The sequence below is a fragment of the Levilactobacillus cerevisiae genome (genome assembly GCF_003946245.1).
Taxonomy (GTDB): domain Bacteria; phylum Bacillota; class Bacilli; order Lactobacillales; family Lactobacillaceae; genus Levilactobacillus; species Levilactobacillus cerevisiae.
Window position 1 is genome coordinate 1 of sequence record NZ_RHNN01000041.1, and the last position, 18,148, is coordinate 18,148.

21 protein-coding genes are annotated in these 18,148 nt (G+C 41.2%); 9 read left to right on the top strand and 12 right to left on the bottom strand.

The window, feature by feature from the left end; all coding sequences use genetic code 11:
- From EKM99_RS15895 to EKM99_RS14500, 4 genes are all read left to right on the top strand, one after another.
- Window positions 1-201, top strand: a 201-nt coding sequence (locus tag EKM99_RS15895) for a hypothetical protein (RefSeq protein WP_263853555.1), incomplete at its 5' end; no start/stop codon positions are given.
- Window positions 186-1,070, top strand: coding sequence for an IS3 family transposase (locus EKM99_RS14490; RefSeq protein ID WP_225419882.1), 885 nt, complete (start codon window positions 186-188; stop codon window positions 1,068-1,070). The genes EKM99_RS15895 and EKM99_RS14490, both read left to right, overlap by 16 nt.
- A gap of 279 nt (window positions 1,071-1,349) precedes the next feature.
- A complete protein-coding gene (locus EKM99_RS14495) occupies window positions 1,350-1,934 on the top strand; it encodes a recombinase family protein (RefSeq protein WP_125584102.1) in 585 nt (194 codons plus the stop codon).
- Window positions 1,935-2,293: 359 nt separating this feature from the next.
- On the top strand, window positions 2,294-3,499 hold the full coding sequence (locus EKM99_RS14500; RefSeq protein WP_002825823.1) for an NAD(P)/FAD-dependent oxidoreductase: 1,206 nt from the start codon (window positions 2,294-2,296) through the stop codon (window positions 3,497-3,499).
- A 159-nt stretch (window positions 3,500-3,658) separates the two neighbouring features.
- On the opposite strand, the gene EKM99_RS16025 is transcribed toward EKM99_RS14500, so the two are convergent.
- The 4 genes from EKM99_RS16025 to EKM99_RS16110 all read right to left on the bottom strand — a co-directional run bounded on the left by EKM99_RS16025 (window position 3,659) and on the right by EKM99_RS16110 (window position 5,831).
- Window positions 3,659-4,087, bottom strand: a complete 429-nt coding sequence (locus EKM99_RS16025; protein WP_225419883.1) for an IS3 family transposase — start codon at window positions 4,085-4,087, stop codon at window positions 3,659-3,661.
- A gap of 479 nt (window positions 4,088-4,566) precedes the next feature.
- On the bottom strand, window positions 4,567-5,040 hold the full coding sequence (locus EKM99_RS14510) for a helix-turn-helix domain-containing protein (RefSeq protein WP_100215579.1): 474 nt from the start codon (window positions 5,038-5,040) through the stop codon (window positions 4,567-4,569).
- The gene (locus EKM99_RS14515; protein ID WP_119782930.1) at window positions 5,041-5,574 is read right to left on the bottom strand and encodes an IS3 family transposase; all 534 of its coding nucleotides are present in this window, start codon (window positions 5,572-5,574) and stop codon (window positions 5,041-5,043) included.
- A gap of 131 nt (window positions 5,575-5,705) precedes the next feature.
- On the bottom strand, window positions 5,706-5,831 hold the full coding sequence (locus EKM99_RS16110) for an IS3 family transposase (protein ID WP_016374491.1): 126 nt from the start codon (window positions 5,829-5,831) through the stop codon (window positions 5,706-5,708).
- 134 nt (window positions 5,832-5,965) lie between these two features.
- Between EKM99_RS16110 and EKM99_RS14525 the strand changes: the two genes are divergently transcribed.
- The 4 genes from EKM99_RS14525 to EKM99_RS14540 all read left to right on the top strand — a co-directional run bounded on the left by EKM99_RS14525 (window position 5,966) and on the right by EKM99_RS14540 (window position 9,345).
- Window positions 5,966-7,294 (top strand): glycoside-pentoside-hexuronide (GPH):cation symporter, encoded by a 1,329-nt coding sequence (locus tag EKM99_RS14525; RefSeq protein WP_003591692.1) that lies wholly within the window; start codon window positions 5,966-5,968, stop codon window positions 7,292-7,294.
- 200 nt (window positions 7,295-7,494) lie between these two features.
- Window positions 7,495-8,052 (top strand): hypothetical protein, encoded by a 558-nt coding sequence (locus EKM99_RS14530; RefSeq protein WP_002825826.1) that lies wholly within the window; start codon window positions 7,495-7,497, stop codon window positions 8,050-8,052.
- A 212-nt stretch (window positions 8,053-8,264) separates the two neighbouring features.
- The gene (locus tag EKM99_RS14535) at window positions 8,265-8,948 is read left to right on the top strand and encodes an IS6 family transposase (protein WP_002825828.1); all 684 of its coding nucleotides are present in this window, start codon (window positions 8,265-8,267) and stop codon (window positions 8,946-8,948) included.
- Between the two features lie 49 nt (window positions 8,949-8,997).
- Window positions 8,998-9,345, top strand: a complete 348-nt coding sequence (locus EKM99_RS14540) for a hypothetical protein (RefSeq protein WP_057707481.1) — start codon at window positions 8,998-9,000, stop codon at window positions 9,343-9,345.
- 103 nt (window positions 9,346-9,448) lie between these two features.
- Here the strand turns inward: EKM99_RS14540 and EKM99_RS14545 are convergent, their stop codons facing one another.
- From EKM99_RS14545 to EKM99_RS14580, 8 genes are all read right to left on the bottom strand, one after another.
- Window positions 9,449-10,120 (bottom strand): TetR/AcrR family transcriptional regulator, encoded by a 672-nt coding sequence (locus tag EKM99_RS14545; protein WP_125584103.1) that lies wholly within the window; start codon window positions 10,118-10,120, stop codon window positions 9,449-9,451.
- A gap of 4 nt (window positions 10,121-10,124) precedes the next feature.
- Window positions 10,125-11,372 (bottom strand): ABC transporter permease, encoded by a 1,248-nt coding sequence (locus tag EKM99_RS14550; protein WP_031547128.1) that lies wholly within the window; start codon window positions 11,370-11,372, stop codon window positions 10,125-10,127.
- The gene (locus tag EKM99_RS14555) at window positions 11,350-12,093 is read right to left on the bottom strand and encodes an ABC transporter ATP-binding protein (RefSeq protein WP_003581836.1); all 744 of its coding nucleotides are present in this window, start codon (window positions 12,091-12,093) and stop codon (window positions 11,350-11,352) included. Before EKM99_RS14555 ends, EKM99_RS14550 begins: the two co-directional genes overlap by 23 nt.
- A 246-nt stretch (window positions 12,094-12,339) precedes the next feature.
- Window positions 12,340-12,807 carry a Dps family protein gene (locus tag EKM99_RS14560; RefSeq protein ID WP_003587210.1) on the bottom strand — a complete coding sequence of 156 codons (468 nt, stop codon included), beginning with the start codon at window positions 12,805-12,807 and terminating at the stop codon, window positions 12,340-12,342.
- Between the two features lie 360 nt (window positions 12,808-13,167).
- The gene (locus tag EKM99_RS14565; RefSeq protein WP_070367151.1) at window positions 13,168-14,061 is read right to left on the bottom strand and encodes an IS3 family transposase; all 894 of its coding nucleotides are present in this window, start codon (window positions 14,059-14,061) and stop codon (window positions 13,168-13,170) included.
- A complete protein-coding gene (locus EKM99_RS14570) occupies window positions 14,058-14,699 on the bottom strand; it encodes a helix-turn-helix domain-containing protein (protein WP_404819784.1) in 642 nt (213 codons plus the stop codon). Before EKM99_RS14570 ends, EKM99_RS14565 begins: the two co-directional genes overlap by 4 nt.
- A gap of 124 nt (window positions 14,700-14,823) precedes the next feature.
- Complete coding sequence (locus tag EKM99_RS14575) at window positions 14,824-15,171, bottom strand: DUF5388 domain-containing protein (RefSeq protein ID WP_062913503.1); 348 nt, start codon at window positions 15,169-15,171, stop codon at window positions 14,824-14,826.
- Between the two features lies 1 nt (window position 15,172).
- The gene (locus tag EKM99_RS14580) at window positions 15,173-15,973 is read right to left on the bottom strand and encodes a ParA family protein (protein WP_062913502.1); all 801 of its coding nucleotides are present in this window, start codon (window positions 15,971-15,973) and stop codon (window positions 15,173-15,175) included.
- Between the two features lie 1,093 nt (window positions 15,974-17,066).
- Here EKM99_RS14580 and EKM99_RS14590 point away from each other — a divergent pair.
- Window positions 17,067-17,369: a hypothetical protein gene (locus EKM99_RS14590; RefSeq protein ID WP_125584105.1), complete on the top strand. Its 303-nt coding sequence runs from the start codon at window positions 17,067-17,069 to the stop codon at window positions 17,367-17,369.
- Window positions 17,370-18,148: the final 779 nt, after the last annotated feature.

Below are 18,148 nucleotides of genomic sequence, written 5' to 3' on the forward strand. Positions count from 1 at the left end.
CTTTTTTATTTTTCTGATTTTCAAAACAGACAAAAAACCGGTATTAGTTATTCACCAATACCAGAAAGTGTAGACCCTAAAGAAGACAAAGGAAGTGGAATTTCCAAATCAGATGTTTTAGCGTTGCAAAAACGTTTGAAACAGCTAGAAAGTGAGAATGACATCTTAAAAAAAGCCTTAACCATATTCGCCAAAAAGTAAACCCAGATGACTGGCAGACAGCCGTTGATATTAATTTGAAGCACCATAGTATCAAAGAAACCTGTAAAGTACTCTCAGTTTCACGCTCAACTTACTATGAACATCAGCAGAATCATGTATCGCCACAAGCCAAGCGTCGTAAGACACTTAGCCAGTCGATTAAACGCATTTACTTTAATTCTAGACGTATCTACGGGGCACCTAAAATTCTAAAAGCGTTACAAAAAGAAGGTAAGACTGCCAGTATTAAGCTAGTTCAACGATTAATGCGCCAAATGGGGTTAAAATCAATCACGCGCAAGAAGTGGCATTATCAACAAACTAATGATATTGATACGACTGATTATTCAAATATACTCGCGCAAGATTTTCGTACAACCAGTCCAAATCAAAAGTGGTGTGCAGACATAACTTATATTCACACCAAAGCCAATGGCTGGTGTTATTTATCAAGCATTCAGGATTTATATTCACGTAAAATCATTGCCCATAAAATCAGCCGTCATATGACTGCTGATCTTGTGATCAGCACTTTTCAACAAGCCTTTGAAACTAGAAAGACGACTAATAACTTAATTGTGCATACCGATCTGGGTAGCCAGTACCGCAGTGCTGGCTTTGAACAGATCTTAGCGCAACACCATATTCGCCATTCTTATAGCAAGCGTGGCTGTCCCTATGACAATTCATGTTTGGAATCATTTCACGCCAGTTTGAAAAAAGAAGAGGTTTACCAACACCATTATCAGGATTTTGAAGAAGCAAATGCTGCAATATTCAGCTACATTGAGAGCTTTTATAACAGTGCTCGAATTCACAGTAGCATTGATTATTTAACTCCAAATGAAAAGGAAAAATTAGTCGCTTAAATTATACATAAAATGTGTCCAGATTCTTGACCTAAATCCAAAGGATGTTAAATCAATAAGGTTAAACCCCATTATTAGGCATAATTCTAAAGTTTATGAGTTTTAGAAGGATGTTAAATCAATAAGGTTAAACCCCAAGTTTAACCATGAAAGTATTTCTGATGAGTTTTAGAAGGATGTTAAATGGCCACTAGGGTATACCCTATTGGTCTTTTTTATTTCTGTGCTATACTAGGAATTACAAGTGTTCATTAGAACTGTCCAAAAGGAGAACTGGAAATGGCTAAAATCGGTTATGCGCGTGTGAGTTCCAAGGAGCAACATTTAGATCGACAGTTAGCGGCTTTAAAAGACGTTGATAAATTATTTACGGATAAATTAAGTGGGGCTAACACTAATCGGCCAGAACTGCAAAAAATGCTGGCCTATATTCGTGAGGGTGATATTGTAATGGTCACTGAATTAGATCGCTTAGGCAGAAACAACCATGATTTGACTAAGATCATGAACTCCATTCAAAATAAGGGTGCCACCCTAGATGTGTTGAATTTACCGTCCATGACAGGGATTGCTGACCCAAATTTACGTCAACTGATGACCAACTTGATTATTGAACTCTATAAGTATCAGGCCGAGAGTGAACGTAAGCGAATTATTGAGCGCCAGCAGCAAGGGATTGCCCTCGCCAAACAGCAGGGTAAATATCATGGACGCAAACCCCAATATGCCAAAGATGATCCCCGCTTGCAACATGCTTTTAAACTTTATCAGGCAGGCATGAGTGATGTAGATGTTGCCCGTAATACAGGGATTAAACGGACGACCTTTATCAGATATCGAAAGAAATTCAATATACAAAGATGATGTTTACATGAGAGAATCATAGCAGAGCGGACCACTTGAAACTTCTAACTCCACTAAAATCCGAGAAATGACCAAGAAAAATGACAACTCTTCGAATATTGTTACTTCAAATTAAAATCAAAAATGATTACCTTAAAAATTGAGGTTTTTTAATTAAAATAATATTATTTTATGCTGTGTTATCCGCAATTCTAAATCTGGATCATAGTGATATTTGATAGCTTTGTAGCAGTATGTAAATAAAATTATTATTCTGATAAAAGCAAGCAACGATTGACAATTCTGAGCGTTATTTTTCGAATCATGGCGTTTTTATATTACAATGATCCTAGAAAAAGTAAAGTTATGGAGGCGATTAGATGAGTGATTTGGATCAGACAAACAGCTATCGATACGTCATTGTTGGTGGCGGAGTGGTTGCTGGCTATGCCATCAAGGGAATTCGACAGGAAGATTCAGAGGGTGAGATCTTAATTATTTCGCAAGAGGCGGATGTCCCATATGAACGACCGGCACTGAGTAAAAAACTATGGCTAGATGATGAATTCACTGAAGAGAACATTCAGATTGGTGCTGAAAATTATCCCAATGTGACTTTTAAGTTCAAGACAACGGTTACGGCTATTAATCGGCAAGATAAGGTCATTACATTGGCCGATAGTGAGCAAATCAAGTATGAACAGCTATTGCTAGCAACTGGCGGAGAACCTAGACAAATCCAGGGACCTTCTGATCCACATGTGCTAGTCTTTAGACAGTGGTCAGATTATCGCAAGTTACGTAAATTTAGTGGTCCGAACAAGCGAGTTGTGATCATTGGTGGTGGATATGTTGGTACAGAGCTCGCATCGTCACTGACCCAAAATGAGACTGAAGTTACGATGATTTTTCCAGAAAAAGCGCTGGGTGAGGGTAAATTTCCTGAGTCTATTCGGACTGAGTATGAAGCCACGTTCAAACGCAATGGTGTCACACTGATGAGTGGTCAGTTTGTCCAATCATATCAACGCCAAGGTGACCACTTGACTCTATTGACAAAGGATGGTACGGTGATCGCGGCCGATACGATCATTGTTGGGTTAGGCGTTACGCCGCGGATTAGTTTAGCTGAAGACAGTTGTTTGGATTTAGCTGATGGTGGTGTGAAAGTTAATGAGTATCTCAATACTAGTGACCCAGCCATCTGGTCTGCTGGAGATATTGCCTCTTATCCAGATCACATCTTGGGTCGGCAACGGATTGAGCACGTGGACCATGCCCGACTTTCTGGTGAATTAGTTGGCCGTAATATGGCAGGTGCTCACATGAGCTATCAGCATACCCCATACTTCTATTCCATGATTTTTGATATTTCCTGGCAAGCAATCGGTAATATTGATCCTAAATTGCAATTGATTTTTGATCGGCGAACGCATGGATCGCTTGTCTATTTCATAGATACCGATAAGTTAGTTGGTGTTTTAGTTTGGAATGTTAAGGTGAATCTTGATGATGTTCGCGCATTGCTTGCGAACGCTCCAGCTACAGATGATCTGGTGGGCTCCATTCGAGAGAAGAAGGCTTAGTATCTGGATGAGATATCGGTGAATCATTGCGTCATCACGAATGTACTTTAGAACAAAATGGCCATCATTAACGATGGCTCAGTAGCAAATAAAAGCTAGCCTTGAGTCATTTTAAAGTGCATGAAGTGCAACACAAAAGTTAGACAAAAGTAAATATTATTATGCCGCTAAGGTATGTTCTCGATATTCACACGGGGACATACCCTTTGTTTTTGATGAGATTCGTCGGTAATTGAACCAATTAACATATTCTAAAGAAACTGCTTTTAATTCGGCTAAGCCTTTACACGGTGGGAATCCAGCCAAACATTCGGTCTTATAAAGGCGAAAAAAGCTTTCAATCGGGGCATTATCATGACAATTTCCCTTGCGGGACATACTTTGGATAAATTCATGTTCAGATAATTTTTTTGTATAGGAATCTAGTTGGTAATGCCATCCTTGATCGGAATGAGTGATGGGTTGAACATTACTTGGTAACTTATTGATTAATTCATCAACGGTCTTGGTTATTAGAATGCAATTGGGACTATTACTGATTTGAAATGCTAAAATTTCCTTGCTGGCCTCGTCGGTAATAGCTGAGATATAAGCCCATCGTGGTTCGCTAAGCGAATTTGCGTAATATCTGTATGGAGTACTATATAAGGCTTAGCCTGTTTAAAGTCTTGTTCCAAGAGATTTTCGGCGATCTTACCGACGGTACCCTTATAAGAGGAATATTTACTACTGTTCTTGTTCCGGTTATAAAGACTCACTTGTACGCCCAATTCATCCATTAGTCGGCGTACAACCGCATCTGCGATATGAACATCAAGCTTAATTAGTTCATCTTGAACCCACCGGTAACCGTAGGTTAACCGACCACGATACTTACCATTTTCAGCATATTTATCATTATGATTTTTGATCCTTTTACGTTCATCATGATGCGTGGCCTTCTTAAGCCCAATGGCACTAAGTATATCGCCAATTCTATAACGTTGTTTCTTGGGTAACTTGACTTGATCCGCCCTGATCTGATCAACTATTTCTTTTTTTGATGCCCTTTGAAGGTCCGAACAGGGTCATTGATTTTTTAGGATGTCATTCTCCAACTTTGTGTCATAGAATTCCTGATTCTTTTGAGCGATCTCGCTTCGTAAACGCTCGATTTCACTCTGTTTTTCTAATTGACGAATCTGTTTTTTAGAACGTTTCGTTTTGGTTGACCTACCTTTGGGATGAGGCTCTAAGCTAGAATAGCCGTCTCGAATAAGCGTTTTTCGCCAAACACTAATCTGACAGGCTAAAACGTTGTATTTTCCGGCAACCTCGGCTAAAGACTCATCATGAGTTTGGTAGTAGTTTATCACATACCATTTAAATTCTGCCGAGAACTTACGCCGAGTTTTGTACCGCTTAAGTGTTTCAATGCCGTTCAGATGATATTGTTGAAGCCATCGATTAACTTGTCGCTTGGGTAATTGATGATTTCTTGCTAGTTCCGCTCTGGAAGTACCGTCGCTGAGATGTTCATTTATAATTTGAGCTTTTACAATCTACCTTAAGACTAAATCAGTATCCATCTTTTTTGAGAACGAATAGCCGATAATTCGTCGTGAGTGCAGATCCATGATGGCTGATAAGTAACACCAGCCATTACGCTTCGTTTGAATATAGGTCATATCAGCGGTCCATTTTTGATTTAAACCAGTGGTCGAGAAATCCTGCTTAAGCAAGTTGGGACGCTGTTCAACCTTGGTTTTGGAAGCCGAAGCTGCTTTCCATTTATTGACGGTAACGGAGTGGATATCCAGTTCCTTCATGAGCCGGGAAATCCGTCTTGGGCTGCACCGACGCTGCAGTGGTTGAAGTTCCAGATTCAATTCATGGTGGATCTTCATAACACCGTATCGCTGCTTAAATTCCGCAAAGATCCGCAGAATCCGTTGTTTCAAGTCCGCATCTTCGGCCCGGCGTTTTGAAGGCTTTGGGGATCGATAACGATAATACTGGGCTCTGGAAACACCGAGGATTCGGCACATCTTAGTTACCTGGTGGTGATGGCTTTCTTGGTGAATGTAATCAAAAATATTGGTTGCTTCTGCGCAAGGAAGCCCAGGGCTTTTTTTAGGATTTCGTTCTCCTCAGACAGCAAAGCCAGTCGCTTTTCCATCGCTTTAATTTCGTCTGGCGATTTACCGGATTGAGTTTTGGCTTGGTCCTAGATCCACTTATGAACGGTTGAATAGCCAATGCCATATTCTCTGGCCAGTTGGGCGGCTGATTCGCCTTGTTTATATAGGTTGATAATGTTTTGTTTGAATTCTTTGTCGTAACGAGTTGGCATGTAAAAATTCCTTCCTTTTGAGAGACGATTTATTCATTATACGCTCTCTTAAAAGTTGTCTCAGGAATCAGCTTACATCCAAATTTTAGAGTATGATAAAGTTGATTAACAATTTCGATAAAGGCGATGATGGGATGAAAAGCACGACGAAATGGGTAACACGGTGGCCCGAACGAATTAGTTACGGCTTAAGTGACGCCGCCGATAATTTAGTCTTTCAAATGATGACGACCTATTTGCTATTCTTTTACACTGATGTTTATGGACTGACACCAAGCGCGGTGGCCATTTTATTTGTCGTGGCGCGGGTAGCTGACGTTGTTGAAAGTTTTGTCATCGGGATCATGATTGATCACACACATTCACGGTTTGGCAAGAGCCGACCGTTCTTCCTCTGGTATTCGTTACCTTACGTTATTTTTGCGGTTCTCACCTTTGTGACGCCTAACTTTTCGTATAATGGTAAATTAATCTGGGCATATGTGACGTATTTAGGCCTTGGATTTCTGTATACGGCTGTTAATCTGCCAATCACGTCAATCTTACCAACGATGTCGCAGAATACTCGTGAGTTGACGTTGTTGGGTGTCATTCGTCAATTCTTTGGCAGTTCGGTTCAAATTGTGGTGGCGGTATTCACATTACCCTTGGTTGCGTTCTTCGGCCACGGTAATCAGCAAAAAGGGTTCTTGGGCACAATCATCGTGTTTAGCCTGATTTCATTTCTTTTGATTATCAACACGTTTGTCCATGTTCGCGAACGGTTCGCGAATCCTGAAATTGCCCATCAACCGTTAACAACTGTCTTAAAAATGTTGAAACATAATCAGCCATGGATCGTTATGTCAATCGTGATTCTCATGTACTGGCTGGTGACGGCAATTAAGAATCAGACAACCATTTACTATTTTAAATATACGGTGGGAAACGAAAACCTGGTACCACTAGCTAACAGTTTTACCCTGGCAGCGTTAATCGGGGTATTGCTGATCATTCGAATTACCGAGGTTCGCAGTAAGAAGCAAACGATGCTTCGCGGTATTTTAATGGCGCTGGTTGGCCAAGCCGTGATTGCGGTTGGGGTTTATACCAAAATACTGTGGTTCTTGTTTGGCGGTGTCTTGATTAACTCGATTGGCAATGGGATCATTATCGGCCTCGTCTCAATCATGATTGCTGACACAATCCGTTATGGTGCCAGCATGGGGATCCAAGCCGAGGGAATTCTGGCTTCAACGGATGACTTTGGCGTTAACGTCGGCCTTGGTGTTGGCGGCTTGATTACAGCTGGTTTGTTTCACTTTTCGGGTTACGTTGCCAATCGAACCCAGAATGCCGCAACTCTCACCATGATTAATTTGAATTATGTTTGGATTCCGTTGGTTATTTATGTGGGGATGTATTTTGTATTGCGGCTTTATGATGAGGGGCGGATTGAACGAGCAATAGAAGCAAGAAAATAAGTCCGAATTATATTCTAAATAATAGTTTTTGATTTGCTAACTAACACCGGTGCGGTGTGATATTATTACCTTTTTGCGCCAACGGTTATTGCAATTGGCCAAATAATCTTGCAACCTCACTTTTGAAATGCAATAGATTGTGAGTCGTTCCAGTTAGCACTATACTGAAACTGAGTCTAAATCTAAAAGGAGTGGTTTGCATGGCTGAAAAGTATACAGCAGAAATCGTGCCATTGAACGCTGAGAAGATTGGCACCGCGCCGCACGGTGCCGCGACGTTCACGATTGATGGTGCGCAAATGAAGATTCATATCGATATGTTTGATACACCTGCTAATGTGCAGCATTGGGAACATTTCCACGGATTCCCGGATGGTAAGCCAGCAGAAATCGCCACAGCGGCACAAGATGCTAATGGTGACGGTTTCGTTGATCTGCCAGAAACAGAACCGGTTTCCGGTACAACGATGGTACCATTTGACGCTGAACCGGCCAAGATGCATGTGCCAAATGACAGTTACCCAGTGGCTGATGCAGAAGGTCACTATGCTTATGACAAACTCGTTGATCTGAAGGAATTGCAGACAGCGTTTAATGCCGCTTTTGGCAGTGACGATTTGCAGCTTGATAAAAGGGTCATTTATATTCATGGTGTGCCGGATACCTTGAAGCTACCGGCTACTGTTCAAGGAACTGTCATGAACTACGATGCCCACGTTACTTTACCAATTGCAGTTGGGAAAATCATCAAAGCTTAAACTAATTAGTTGAATAAATAACCTATAAGTAGTCTTGAAACTTACTGGCAATACGCCTGCTGTTTCAAGGCTACTTTTGGGTTTGAAGACCTTATTTACCTATAAATAGAGCTTTTTACATTATATGTACAGATTAATACGGCTCTGGTGCAAAGTTTGCTTGGCAACTTCATTCTAGTATACTGAGTGACAAGAAACGAGGGATTGTGCGCATGAATTACTTTAAAGGACGCCACTTTCAACAGGATATCATTATAGTAGCCGTTGGCTACTATTTTAGGTTCAGTCTCAGCTACCGTGATATCGTTGAATTGCTACGTGATCGCGGGGTTAGTGTGCAGCACACCACGGTCATGCGTTGGGTTCATCATTATGGTCCCATCTTTAAGGCTTTATGGCGCCAACATCAAACCTCCCATACCAAAAGTTGGAGGATAGACGAGACTTACATTAACGTCAAAGGTCATTGGACTTATCTGTATCGTGCAATTGATAGCAACGGTCTGACACTCGACTTCGAACTGCGAAAGCATCGTGATTATGCGGCAGCCTATCACTTTTTGAAACGGCTTTTGACGACCAATGGTCGTCCTGATCGCTTAGTCACCGATCAATATCGAGCAACACTTAAGGCAGTGAAGCACCTGATGAAACAAGACTACTTGAGCAAATCAGCACACCAATGTTCCAAGTATCGAAACAATTTAATCGAACAAGATCATCGATTCATTAAACGACACCGGGTGCGGTCAGCAAGTTTCCAAAGCATCCGAACCGCTAGTGCAACACTCAGCGGCATTGAAGTCATCCATGCATTACGCAAGAAAACCCGACGAGAGCTAAGCCTCATCGGGTTTTCAGCCGTGGACGAATTAAAAGCGATGGTGCCAGCATAACCTACAACACCCTATCAACAACTAGGTAAAAGGCACACTCTCAGACTATTTGCACCAGAGCCCTAAGCGGGCCTTTGCTGATTTGATTGCACTAGCTACCGAGACGATCGTTGATGCGACCAGCCTAACCGTCGTCACCAGTGACCCACTCAGTGTCGACCGTCAACAGCGACTCACCCATTTTGAAGCCCGGCCCTTACTCGCGCCGGTAGATTTGTCCAACACCACGTCAATTCCGGTTACAACCATTCAGGCAACGACCCAGGCTAAACTTGCCGAGCTCCCACGAACAACCCAGCGGCTCGTCAACCCAGATCTTTACCCGGTCTACATGACGACCACACTCAGCCAGTTACAAACTAGTTTGTTGAATAAAATGACGATACTAGCAGATTAACAAACGAACACGCGTAGCAACGACCAAAGCCACTTCTGTACTTAGCGGTCATTTGAACGCTAAGTACAGAAGTGGCTTTAGTTTATATCAAGTAACAGTTAGCTCACTGACCAGTAATTTGATCATGTTCACCCGGGGTCAATATTTTGGTCATCACCGTAATCAAATACGCTTGTTCGCGCTCAATTTCAGTTCCCGGCAATTCCAGCATTAACTGCGCTAGGTAACCGAATAGCTGCGATAACAAACTTTGCAGTATCAAATCATTCGGCCAATCCACAATCAAATGATCTGCTTTTAGTTGATTTATGACACTTCCCATCTGCTTGACCCTCTTAGGCGCAATCTGGCTAAGAATCTGTTCGCGTCGTTCGGTGTCAAAAGCTGCCATTTCAAAAATGACCTTTAACTCTTTCACGTTAGCTTTAGCAAATGCAACTCGGTCCGTAAAAATTGCTGTGACGAATGCCTGTAGACTGGGATAACGCTGCCGTAATTCATCCTCTGAAAAATCACTCGCTAAGATTGGCACAATGTGCGCGGTAATTGGTGCTAAGATGGCATCCCGTAAGGCAGCCTTAGTCTTATACCGCCGATAGACCGTCCCCTCCGCAACGCCGGCCCGTTGTGCAATATCACTAGTACTGGTCTGGTCAAAACCCTTTTCAGCAAACAAATCGAGACTTGCCTGGAGGATGGCCCGTTGCTTAGGTGTAATCGTTTCATTCTGACTTAGATCCTGTTGAAAATAATCCCGTATCCGTGGTCGTTCCATATCCTCACACCTTCCGATAACGTTTCATTCCAACAATATTCAACATTGTTAGTACGACCATAAACCCTACTAATATTAACAAATTGACACCAATATCGCCAAGCCCAGCACCCTTTGTCACAACAGCCGTCAACGCATTAGCACCATAGTATAACGGCATGATGTGGGCAATTGCTTGCAACCAACTGGCCATGCCATCGACTGGAACCAACCCAGCAAAAAAGATTTGTGGTACAACAATCAGTGGAATAAACTGAATCATTTGAAATTCTGAGTTAGCAAAGGTGGAAATAAAGATACCCAAGGTCAAAGCCACTAACGCTAATAATAAGTTAGTCAGAAAGACCAGCCAAATACTACCAACTAAGTGAATCTTGAAGACCGTAATTGTAAAAACAACGGTCAGGACAGTCTGAATGATGGCAAAGCCCCCATAACCAATTAGATAGCCCATAATAATTTCACTCCGTCGAATTGGGGTTGCAAGTAGCCGGCTTAGGGTTCCAGTAGTGCGTTCATTCAAAAGTGAAACGCCAGAAATCAAGAACACAAAGAAGAAGACAAAGAAACCGAGAAAGGCTGGCAAAAAGCTTTCAAAGAACGTTGAATCACTACTACCATAAATATAATGAGACTTAGTCGTATAACTGGTTGCTTTAGCTGACTGAGTCGAACTAGACGTCGTGGCTGTGGCCTGCTTGAGTTGCTTTTGTAATTTCTCAGCAGTTGCCTGGTCACCGCGGGCCTGGGCTTGTGCAATGGCAGTCTTCAGCTTGGTCACCGTTGCTTGTGTCTGGGCTGCTGTCAGCTTCTTCAAAGCGGCTTGTTGCGATTCAAGGGCCGCGCGCTGTTTCTTAGTAACGGTCACCAGCGTCTTCATTTTCAACTTGACTAATCCTGATTGTAAACTCGCCTTAATTAAAGACGTGTTGGTTGGATTGCTATTTGAATAAGTAATCGTCAATTGACCATTTTTCTGAGTCAAATAGCCATCTAGATCATGCTGCTTAATCATTTTCCGTGCCTGTGAACTATCATAATGATGAATCGTCACGTTTTTGGTATCGATCACGTTAACCACGGATTGGTCTACATGATGAACACCCAAGCTTGCTACTTGCGTCGTGTTGTTTTGAAATAAGAAATACATCAGCGTCATAATCAGCAATGGTGCCAAAAACATCAGCGCCAAGGTACGCTTATCACGTAACATTTGCTTAAAAACTCGTCTAACGATTGCCATCGTTCGCATCTTGCATCCGCCCCGCTTTCAAAAAGACCTGTTCGATCGTATCTACTGCATACTGTTGTTTCAGTGCCGCGGGTGTCCCCTCAGCAAGCGCAATCCCGTGCCGAATCAACATGAGATAATCACACCGTTCTGCTTCGTCCATGACATGCGTTGTCACGAGCATCGACTTACCGGTATCCTTGAGCTTATTTAGTTCGGTCCAAATTTGTTGCCGTAATTCTGGATCAATCCCAACGGTCGGTTCATCTAAAATCAATAATTGGGGATCCTGAATCAGGGCAATTGCCAACGACAAGCGCCGTTTCATCCCACCCGAATAGCCACTGACCCGCTTGTCTAATTGGGACGTTAAATCAACTAATCCGGCTGCATAATCAATCATCTGTGCTAACTTTATTTTTGGAACGCTCATCAATTGCCCAAACAAGGTCAGGTTTTCACGGGCCGTTAGTGTCTCATACAAAGCGTCACTTTGGGCCATATACCCTACTTGTGCCATTACCGCCCTATTGGGCATCACCGTATCCATGACTTTAACAGTGCCACTATCCACAGCTTCCATCCCTAAAATACTCTTTATCAAGGTGGTCTTCCCAGCTCCTGATGGCCCAATCAAGCCATAAATCATTCCAGCCGGCAGTGTCAAATCAATCTGATTGAGCACTTGCTGATGCCCAAAGTGCTTGCTGACCTGCTTGGCGATGACATAATCCGTTGCCATTTTAATAACCCTCTTTCTCAAAGCGAGTGTATACTCACTCACTTAATGGCCTTAGTATAATCAGTACATCTCGGTTTGTCAACATTAAAATGAGTTATCACTCACTTATTTTGTTTCCGGCCTATTTGTCACCGCATTGCAAACAAAAATGCGCCACCCCGTTGTTGGGATGTCGCATTTTAATTAAATAGCAGCACTGATATAAGCGTTAGCAATGTTTAAGCCTACCGATTTTTTAATATTATTTTATTCATCAATTTCCGGCGCCGACCCAAGCTCTGCCTGAATCATCCATATTTTCTTCTCAATTGCGGTTTTGAGACCAATGAAAATATCTTGGGTACTGAAGTCTTTTTCAACATCGGATACTTCAATGCCGTGTTGGTAAAGGTCTTCCAAGTAACGATAGCCATCAACTAAGTGTGCGAGGCGTTCTGGGGTTGTTTTGTCCCATTCACCAGGCCAGTCTTGAATCTTAGTGTTTTCGGCCATTTCTTTTAAGGTCGAGTAAGGACTGCCATCAAGCGCAATCAGCCGTTCAGAAATGACATCGAGTTGGCTGTCAATTTCTTCCATGAACTCATCCATCAAGGGGTGCAACTTCAAAAAGTTGGGTCCACGCATGTACCAATGCGTCTGATGGATAATCATTGACATCTGGCTCAAATCGGCAACGAGTTGATTTAATACTGCTTTGGTTTTCGTATATTTCATTAGATTGATCTCCTTTCGATATGGTCATTATAACATAGTGGTAGCTTAATCTGAAACGTTATAGACTGGCAAATTAAGTTATTTATAGCCCGTAGAATTAAGTCGTTTTGAAAAGATGGAGACGTTATATGGTAGATTGTAAAATTAAATAAATCTACAATTGAATTTTATTTACCTTATGAAGATGTTCAAAACGCGTTAAAGGAAAGTGCGCAAAACCCCTTTATACGTACAAAGGATGAATGGGTAGTGGGTAACAATGAGTGTAAATTAAATAAGGCACAAAAAAGGATGCTTAAGGATAAAGTGCACTAGGCCCTGTCAAGTTGACAAATGAAATAATATAAAGTTTTTGGTCACTTAGATGGCTTCATTCCAGTATTCATCCGGGGTGAGGCCATTTCTTTGTGCTGAGCGATTGTCATGATTAAAATATTCGATTCCTGATTCAACGAGCGTTATTAACTCTTGATAGGTCTTTGCTCGCGGATGACGCGCCATCCAGCGAAGTTTAAATTCATTCCACCAGCGCTCCATCGGGGCGTTATCATATGGTGTTCCTGGACGCGACATACTGCGGGTGATCTCAAATTGATTGATGAAATGATTGAACGCTCTTGAGGTATACGCCGAACCACGATCGGTGTGAATAAGTGATGGGACCTTACCAACTGCAGTAAAGGCACGCTGAAAAACCTGGATCTCAGCGGCACTCGTTTCTGTGGCGCTGAGATTGTATGCCAAGAGTCGGCGACCATATAAATCCAAGACACCACTTAAGCGGACTTTGTACTCACCACTAAGCCCATAAGTTAGTTCAGTTGAATCAGATAACCAAACTTTATTGGGCGCTGTCACTTGAAAGGTTTGCTTTAAAACATTGTCGAGTAAATATTGTTCAGCTTGTTTGGCCCGTTTATGCTTCTTTGGCCGTACTTGACAGCGAATATCAAGTTCACGCATGACCCGGCGAACTTGCTTCAAAGTTACCGGAAAATCAATTAGTTTATCCGCTTGTAAGTTAGTCAGAAGATTTCCAGCACCGATACCTTGGTGGTGAAAATCAAACCCATATTGGGTGCGTGTTTTGAGTTGTTTATTGTGCTTTTCCCATGTTGTTTCCTGTCGTCTAAGCCCTTTATGATAAGCTTGTCGGCTGACGCCGATAACGGTTAAAAGTTTCGTTACGGCACCATGATTACCTTGGCTGACTACCTTGATAGCGTGGTAAGCCAGCCGATGTGGTTTGTTCACCCCCTGCGCTGAAGTTCCTGAAATTTTTTTATGAAGGCCTCGTAGAGTTCCTTATCTGCCAGTTGTGCTTTTAGTTCTCGGATCTGGAGATTAGCCTTATCTAGTTCGGTTAATTCATGATTGGCTTTTCGATGCCCACGGTTATCTACGAGCGCTTCATAGCCGCCACTTTTAGTCTTGATCACCCAAGTACGGACCTGTTGGTAGGAGACTTGAAAGTGATCCGCGGCTTCGGTATACGAGTATTTAGCTTTAGTCACATATTCAACGATCTTGATGCGTTCTTCAAAAGTTGTTTGCCGACTCATGGTAGGGACCCGCTTTCTAGACGGTCTGGCCGTCAAGGTTTTATCCCTATTATACCTGGAAACCCAGTTGTCGAGTTGTGTTGATGAACGTAAACCAAATTTTGTGGCTAAATACAGCAGTGACCCTTCACCGGCCAAAAAAGCCTGAACAGCTTTAAGTTTCAATTCGTTGGAATAATGATTATTTGTGTGCGCTTCCGTGAGCCCTGCCAACCCATCACGTTCAAGGCGCGACTGCCAACGCATGAGCGTTTCTCGATGGATACCATGTTGTCTGGTAAAAGTCCCAATTGATAAACCTGATTGCTTGAATTCAGCTAACAGCGCCAACTTTTCCTGAAGCGTGTGTCTAGCTCTAGGCATACAAAAATCTCCCTATGATTAGTCAGATGAATTATAGTATTTCATCTGACAACCATAAAGGGATTATCGCATGTCGTCTGAGAGCGCGTGATTATTTACTTTTTAGTTTATAGTCAAGCTTATCCTTTGTTTCCATCATCGATACCAATTCATCGTAAGTATCACGTGTTTGGGGAGTTAGTGATTCAAGATAATTTTCAATCATCAAAGAAACCATTTCACTAGCTGAACGCTTATCAGCTGTTGCTTTAGACAAAGCCAAAACGGCGTTTCTGGTATGATTATCAACTCGCATGTTTACATCGAAGGTAGGAATTTTTTCCGCACTATCTTCGCCAAAACCTGCTTGCTTTCTAGAAATTGATGATACATTTACGTTTACCTTCTTATCAGGACTTTTTACCTGATCATCATTACCGTGTTTCAAAAGTCCCCCCATATTATTCTGCCTCCAATCTAGATATTAATTCAGTAGCAACAGCCGTATATGTGCTGTGAGTAGCTTTATCCCAAACAGAACGACTGCTTTCAGTGATTCCAGTAAGGTCGTATCTCTTTACTCTTTCCATAGCAGTAATGACATTTTCAAATATGTTGTCTTCCCCAAATTCTTCTACGGCCTGTTTAAGAACGGCATTGTCAATAATTGATTGCCCTTTTGTAAGAACTGGAAGAATACCCGCTACATTTACTTTTGCTCCAAATTCGTCAATTAAATTCGTTTGTAAATAGCTTAAGAAACTTTTTGCTCCCAGCAATGCTCTTTGCTGAGTTTGTAGCATAACAATGATCCAGTCGCAGCACATAAAAACGTTATCGTTTGTTAAACTCATTGTAGGGCTTACATCAAGAAACACGAAGTCGAATTTGCTAGATATATTTGACAAAGAGTTTTTAAGATAGCTGACTTTAGCTTTTTCATCAATGTCTTGTTTATCAACCCACCGACTGAATAAGTTCATATCAGCAGCAGCTGGTATTAAGTCAAGACCGTTCTTAATGTTAATGATGCCGTCATTTAAGTCTTTTCCGTTAATTAGTAATGCGAAAAGAGATGGGTCAATTGTGATGCTGGAATTTTCGTGACTTTTTGTTTTTATCATTAAATCAGTTAGGTTTGCTTGAGGGTCACAATCTACCATAAGCACTTTATATCCCATATTTGATAATTCCCAACTGATTAAGGCTGTAGTAGATGTTTTACCAGTACCACCCTTTTCATTGGCGCAACTAATTATCATTTTTTAAAATTCCTCCATTCGTACACGGTACACGGTGTACTGTGTTATATGTACAGTGTACCGTACTCAGTACACAATGTACAGAAAAAAATACTTAACAATTGAATGCGGAATGACGGCTTTTTTATGAAATTATTTAAGTGTACAGTACACAGTACCCAATACACGGTGTACAGTTTACAAGATACAGTGTACAGTGTACAGTACACGGTACACAAGAAAAGTTGACTAAAAATTTGATAACTGATATAATGATAACCGTAGTCAAAATAGAACATAAAAAAACACCCACCGACGGGAATCGGTGAGCGCCACACAAAAGTCAACTCATTTACTGACTATTATATCATGGCCGGTGCGATTTTTAAAGCCCTAGGGGACAAGCTGGGGTCTAAATCCAAGGGGACACGTTTGCCAGTGCGACTTCAATAAGTCTGGCTATACCACAACAAGGTCATCTGTACGGCTGGGTGGTGAATGGTGAGCGCGACCATTAACGGCGCGGGTGGTAAAACGAAGCTTCGGCTTGGTGCCACTGATTAGTTGGTGATCGAACAAACATAAATACGTATTGCCAACGCCTACTAGGGCGTTTTTTAGTAGGTTAAACCGAAAACGTAGGTTTATAATGAGTGGTGGTAGCAATACCGCAATTGTACAGACAAGCGACGGGCGTTAACGACCGACGAACTAAGGGGAAACTTTTAGATGTAGAATTGTACTCTGGTTCAGTTATTCCAAATAGCTGACTTCAGGGAACAATTCTGCGCTCAAAACGTCACTCCCTCTAAACTGAATGGAAAACCGTAACCCGTCAAGTCGAATATAAAGAAAATTACTGAATTTAAGCGAATGGTCTAGGAATAAACCAAGAGAATTTCACAAAGTATATTTACCGATAAATCAGGGATTGAATAGCTAGACCAATTGTTTCCCAGAAGTTTTCACAAAGGTAAAATAACAGACCGTTGTTTTATCAGGGTGAATGGTGGTTACTTGGGATAAGCCGCATTATGTGAAGTAGAAATTGGTCTAGCTTAAGGGCTGGAAATATAAAAGCTGGTCATATCAACGCTAAGGGGGATTGATTTAAATGCAGTCTAATTCGCGGTGGACAGTAGCTTTGGCTAAGCAATATAGTTTAGCAACCATGAAAAAGATTCCATACGTCATGATAATTGTTTTATTAATATGTATCGCTTTGATGTTAGCTGGTCGTGCGTCTTGGGGATTTAGCCTAATTGGGTTGGATTTTTTTATGTTTGCGGACTACTTGTCTGTTAAATTGGCACAGAAAAATATCAATTTTATCCTTAGCATTTTGATAGGAGCCCTAGTTTCCTTCATCGTATTTGGGATAATTACCTTAGCTTTGGGTTTATTATTTAAATGGTGATACAAAAAAGAGCATCTAGGAAGGTATTATGAGGGTATCTTCTTTGATGATCTTTTTTTTGTATAGGAATATTCCAATGGAATGTAGGAACGAGAATAAGCGTAACACGGGAGTATCAGAAATTACAGAAACTTCTCAATGATATAGATAAGAAGGGTAACCTAAGAACGCCACTGGAACACTTAATTGTAACTAATAAAATTAGTCGTTTTCAGTGATTACATTAGGGTAGGCCTAAGTTAAACAAAATGAGCTGGAAGGGAAAATATATGTTTTTTTCAATATTTTTAGGATTAGTTTTGTTATCAGTTGGGATAATCTTAATTGCATTTCTATCCTCATTGATTTCATGTTAATTTAAAGCCATGAGATACGTTCTAAGACGTTTTAGAACAAATTGAATATAAATTATACGTGAGTAAGATAGAATGGCTTAAAAGAGCTTAGAATTGATTACAGAAAGAAATGATAACATGTGGTTAAAAATTTTTGGCATTATTCCAATGATAATGTTTATAGTTGCGTTGTTCTTAATTGGGATTGTTGGGTTAGCAATCATGATTTGGCTTATCGTTGAGTAAGATGTACCAGCTTAATGATATGAACCGATTGACAAAACTAGATTAAAATTTAAGGCATTTCATTTACACAAGATTCTTGACGCTACCTAAAATTTTAGATTTTACGCTTGACCTAAAATCTAAAAGAAGAGGTAAGGGTCAAAAGATAATTCAACAGCGATCAAGTAAAAGGAAGCACAAAGAAAGTAAAGCAGAGCT

Bases quoted from the DNA above. Each gene is read 5' to 3' on its own strand.
- EKM99_RS14495 (WP_125584102.1), top strand. From the start codon at position 1,350: ATGGCTAAAATCGGTTATGCGCGTGTGAGTTCCAAGGAGCAACATTTA.
- EKM99_RS14500 (WP_002825823.1), top strand. From the start codon at position 2,294: ATGAGTGATTTGGATCAGACAAACAGCTATCGATACGTCATTGTTGGT.
- EKM99_RS16110 (WP_016374491.1), bottom strand. From the start codon at position 5,831: ATGCCAACTCGTTACGACAAAGAATTCAAACAAAACATTATCAACCTA.
- EKM99_RS14525 (WP_003591692.1), top strand. From the start codon at position 5,966: ATGAAAAGCACGACGAAATGGGTAACACGGTGGCCCGAACGAATTAGT.
- EKM99_RS14530 (WP_002825826.1), top strand. From the start codon at position 7,495: ATGGCTGAAAAGTATACAGCAGAAATCGTGCCATTGAACGCTGAGAAG.
- EKM99_RS14535 (WP_002825828.1), top strand. From the start codon at position 8,265: ATGAATTACTTTAAAGGACGCCACTTTCAACAGGATATCATTATAGTA.
- EKM99_RS14545 (WP_125584103.1), bottom strand. From the start codon at position 10,120: ATGGAACGACCACGGATACGGGATTATTTTCAACAGGATCTAAGTCAG.
- EKM99_RS14550 (WP_031547128.1), bottom strand. From the start codon at position 11,372: ATGCGAACGATGGCAATCGTTAGACGAGTTTTTAAGCAAATGTTACGT.
- EKM99_RS14555 (WP_003581836.1), bottom strand. From the start codon at position 12,093: ATGGCAACGGATTATGTCATCGCCAAGCAGGTCAGCAAGCACTTTGGG.
- EKM99_RS14560 (WP_003587210.1), bottom strand. From the start codon at position 12,807: ATGAAATATACGAAAACCAAAGCAGTATTAAATCAACTCGTTGCCGAT.
- EKM99_RS14575 (WP_062913503.1), bottom strand. From the start codon at position 15,171: ATGGGGGGACTTTTGAAACACGGTAATGATGATCAGGTAAAAAGTCCT.
- EKM99_RS14580 (WP_062913502.1), bottom strand. From the start codon at position 15,973: ATGATAATTAGTTGCGCCAATGAAAAGGGTGGTACTGGTAAAACATCT.
- EKM99_RS14590 (WP_125584105.1), top strand. From the start codon at position 17,067: ATGCAGTCTAATTCGCGGTGGACAGTAGCTTTGGCTAAGCAATATAGT.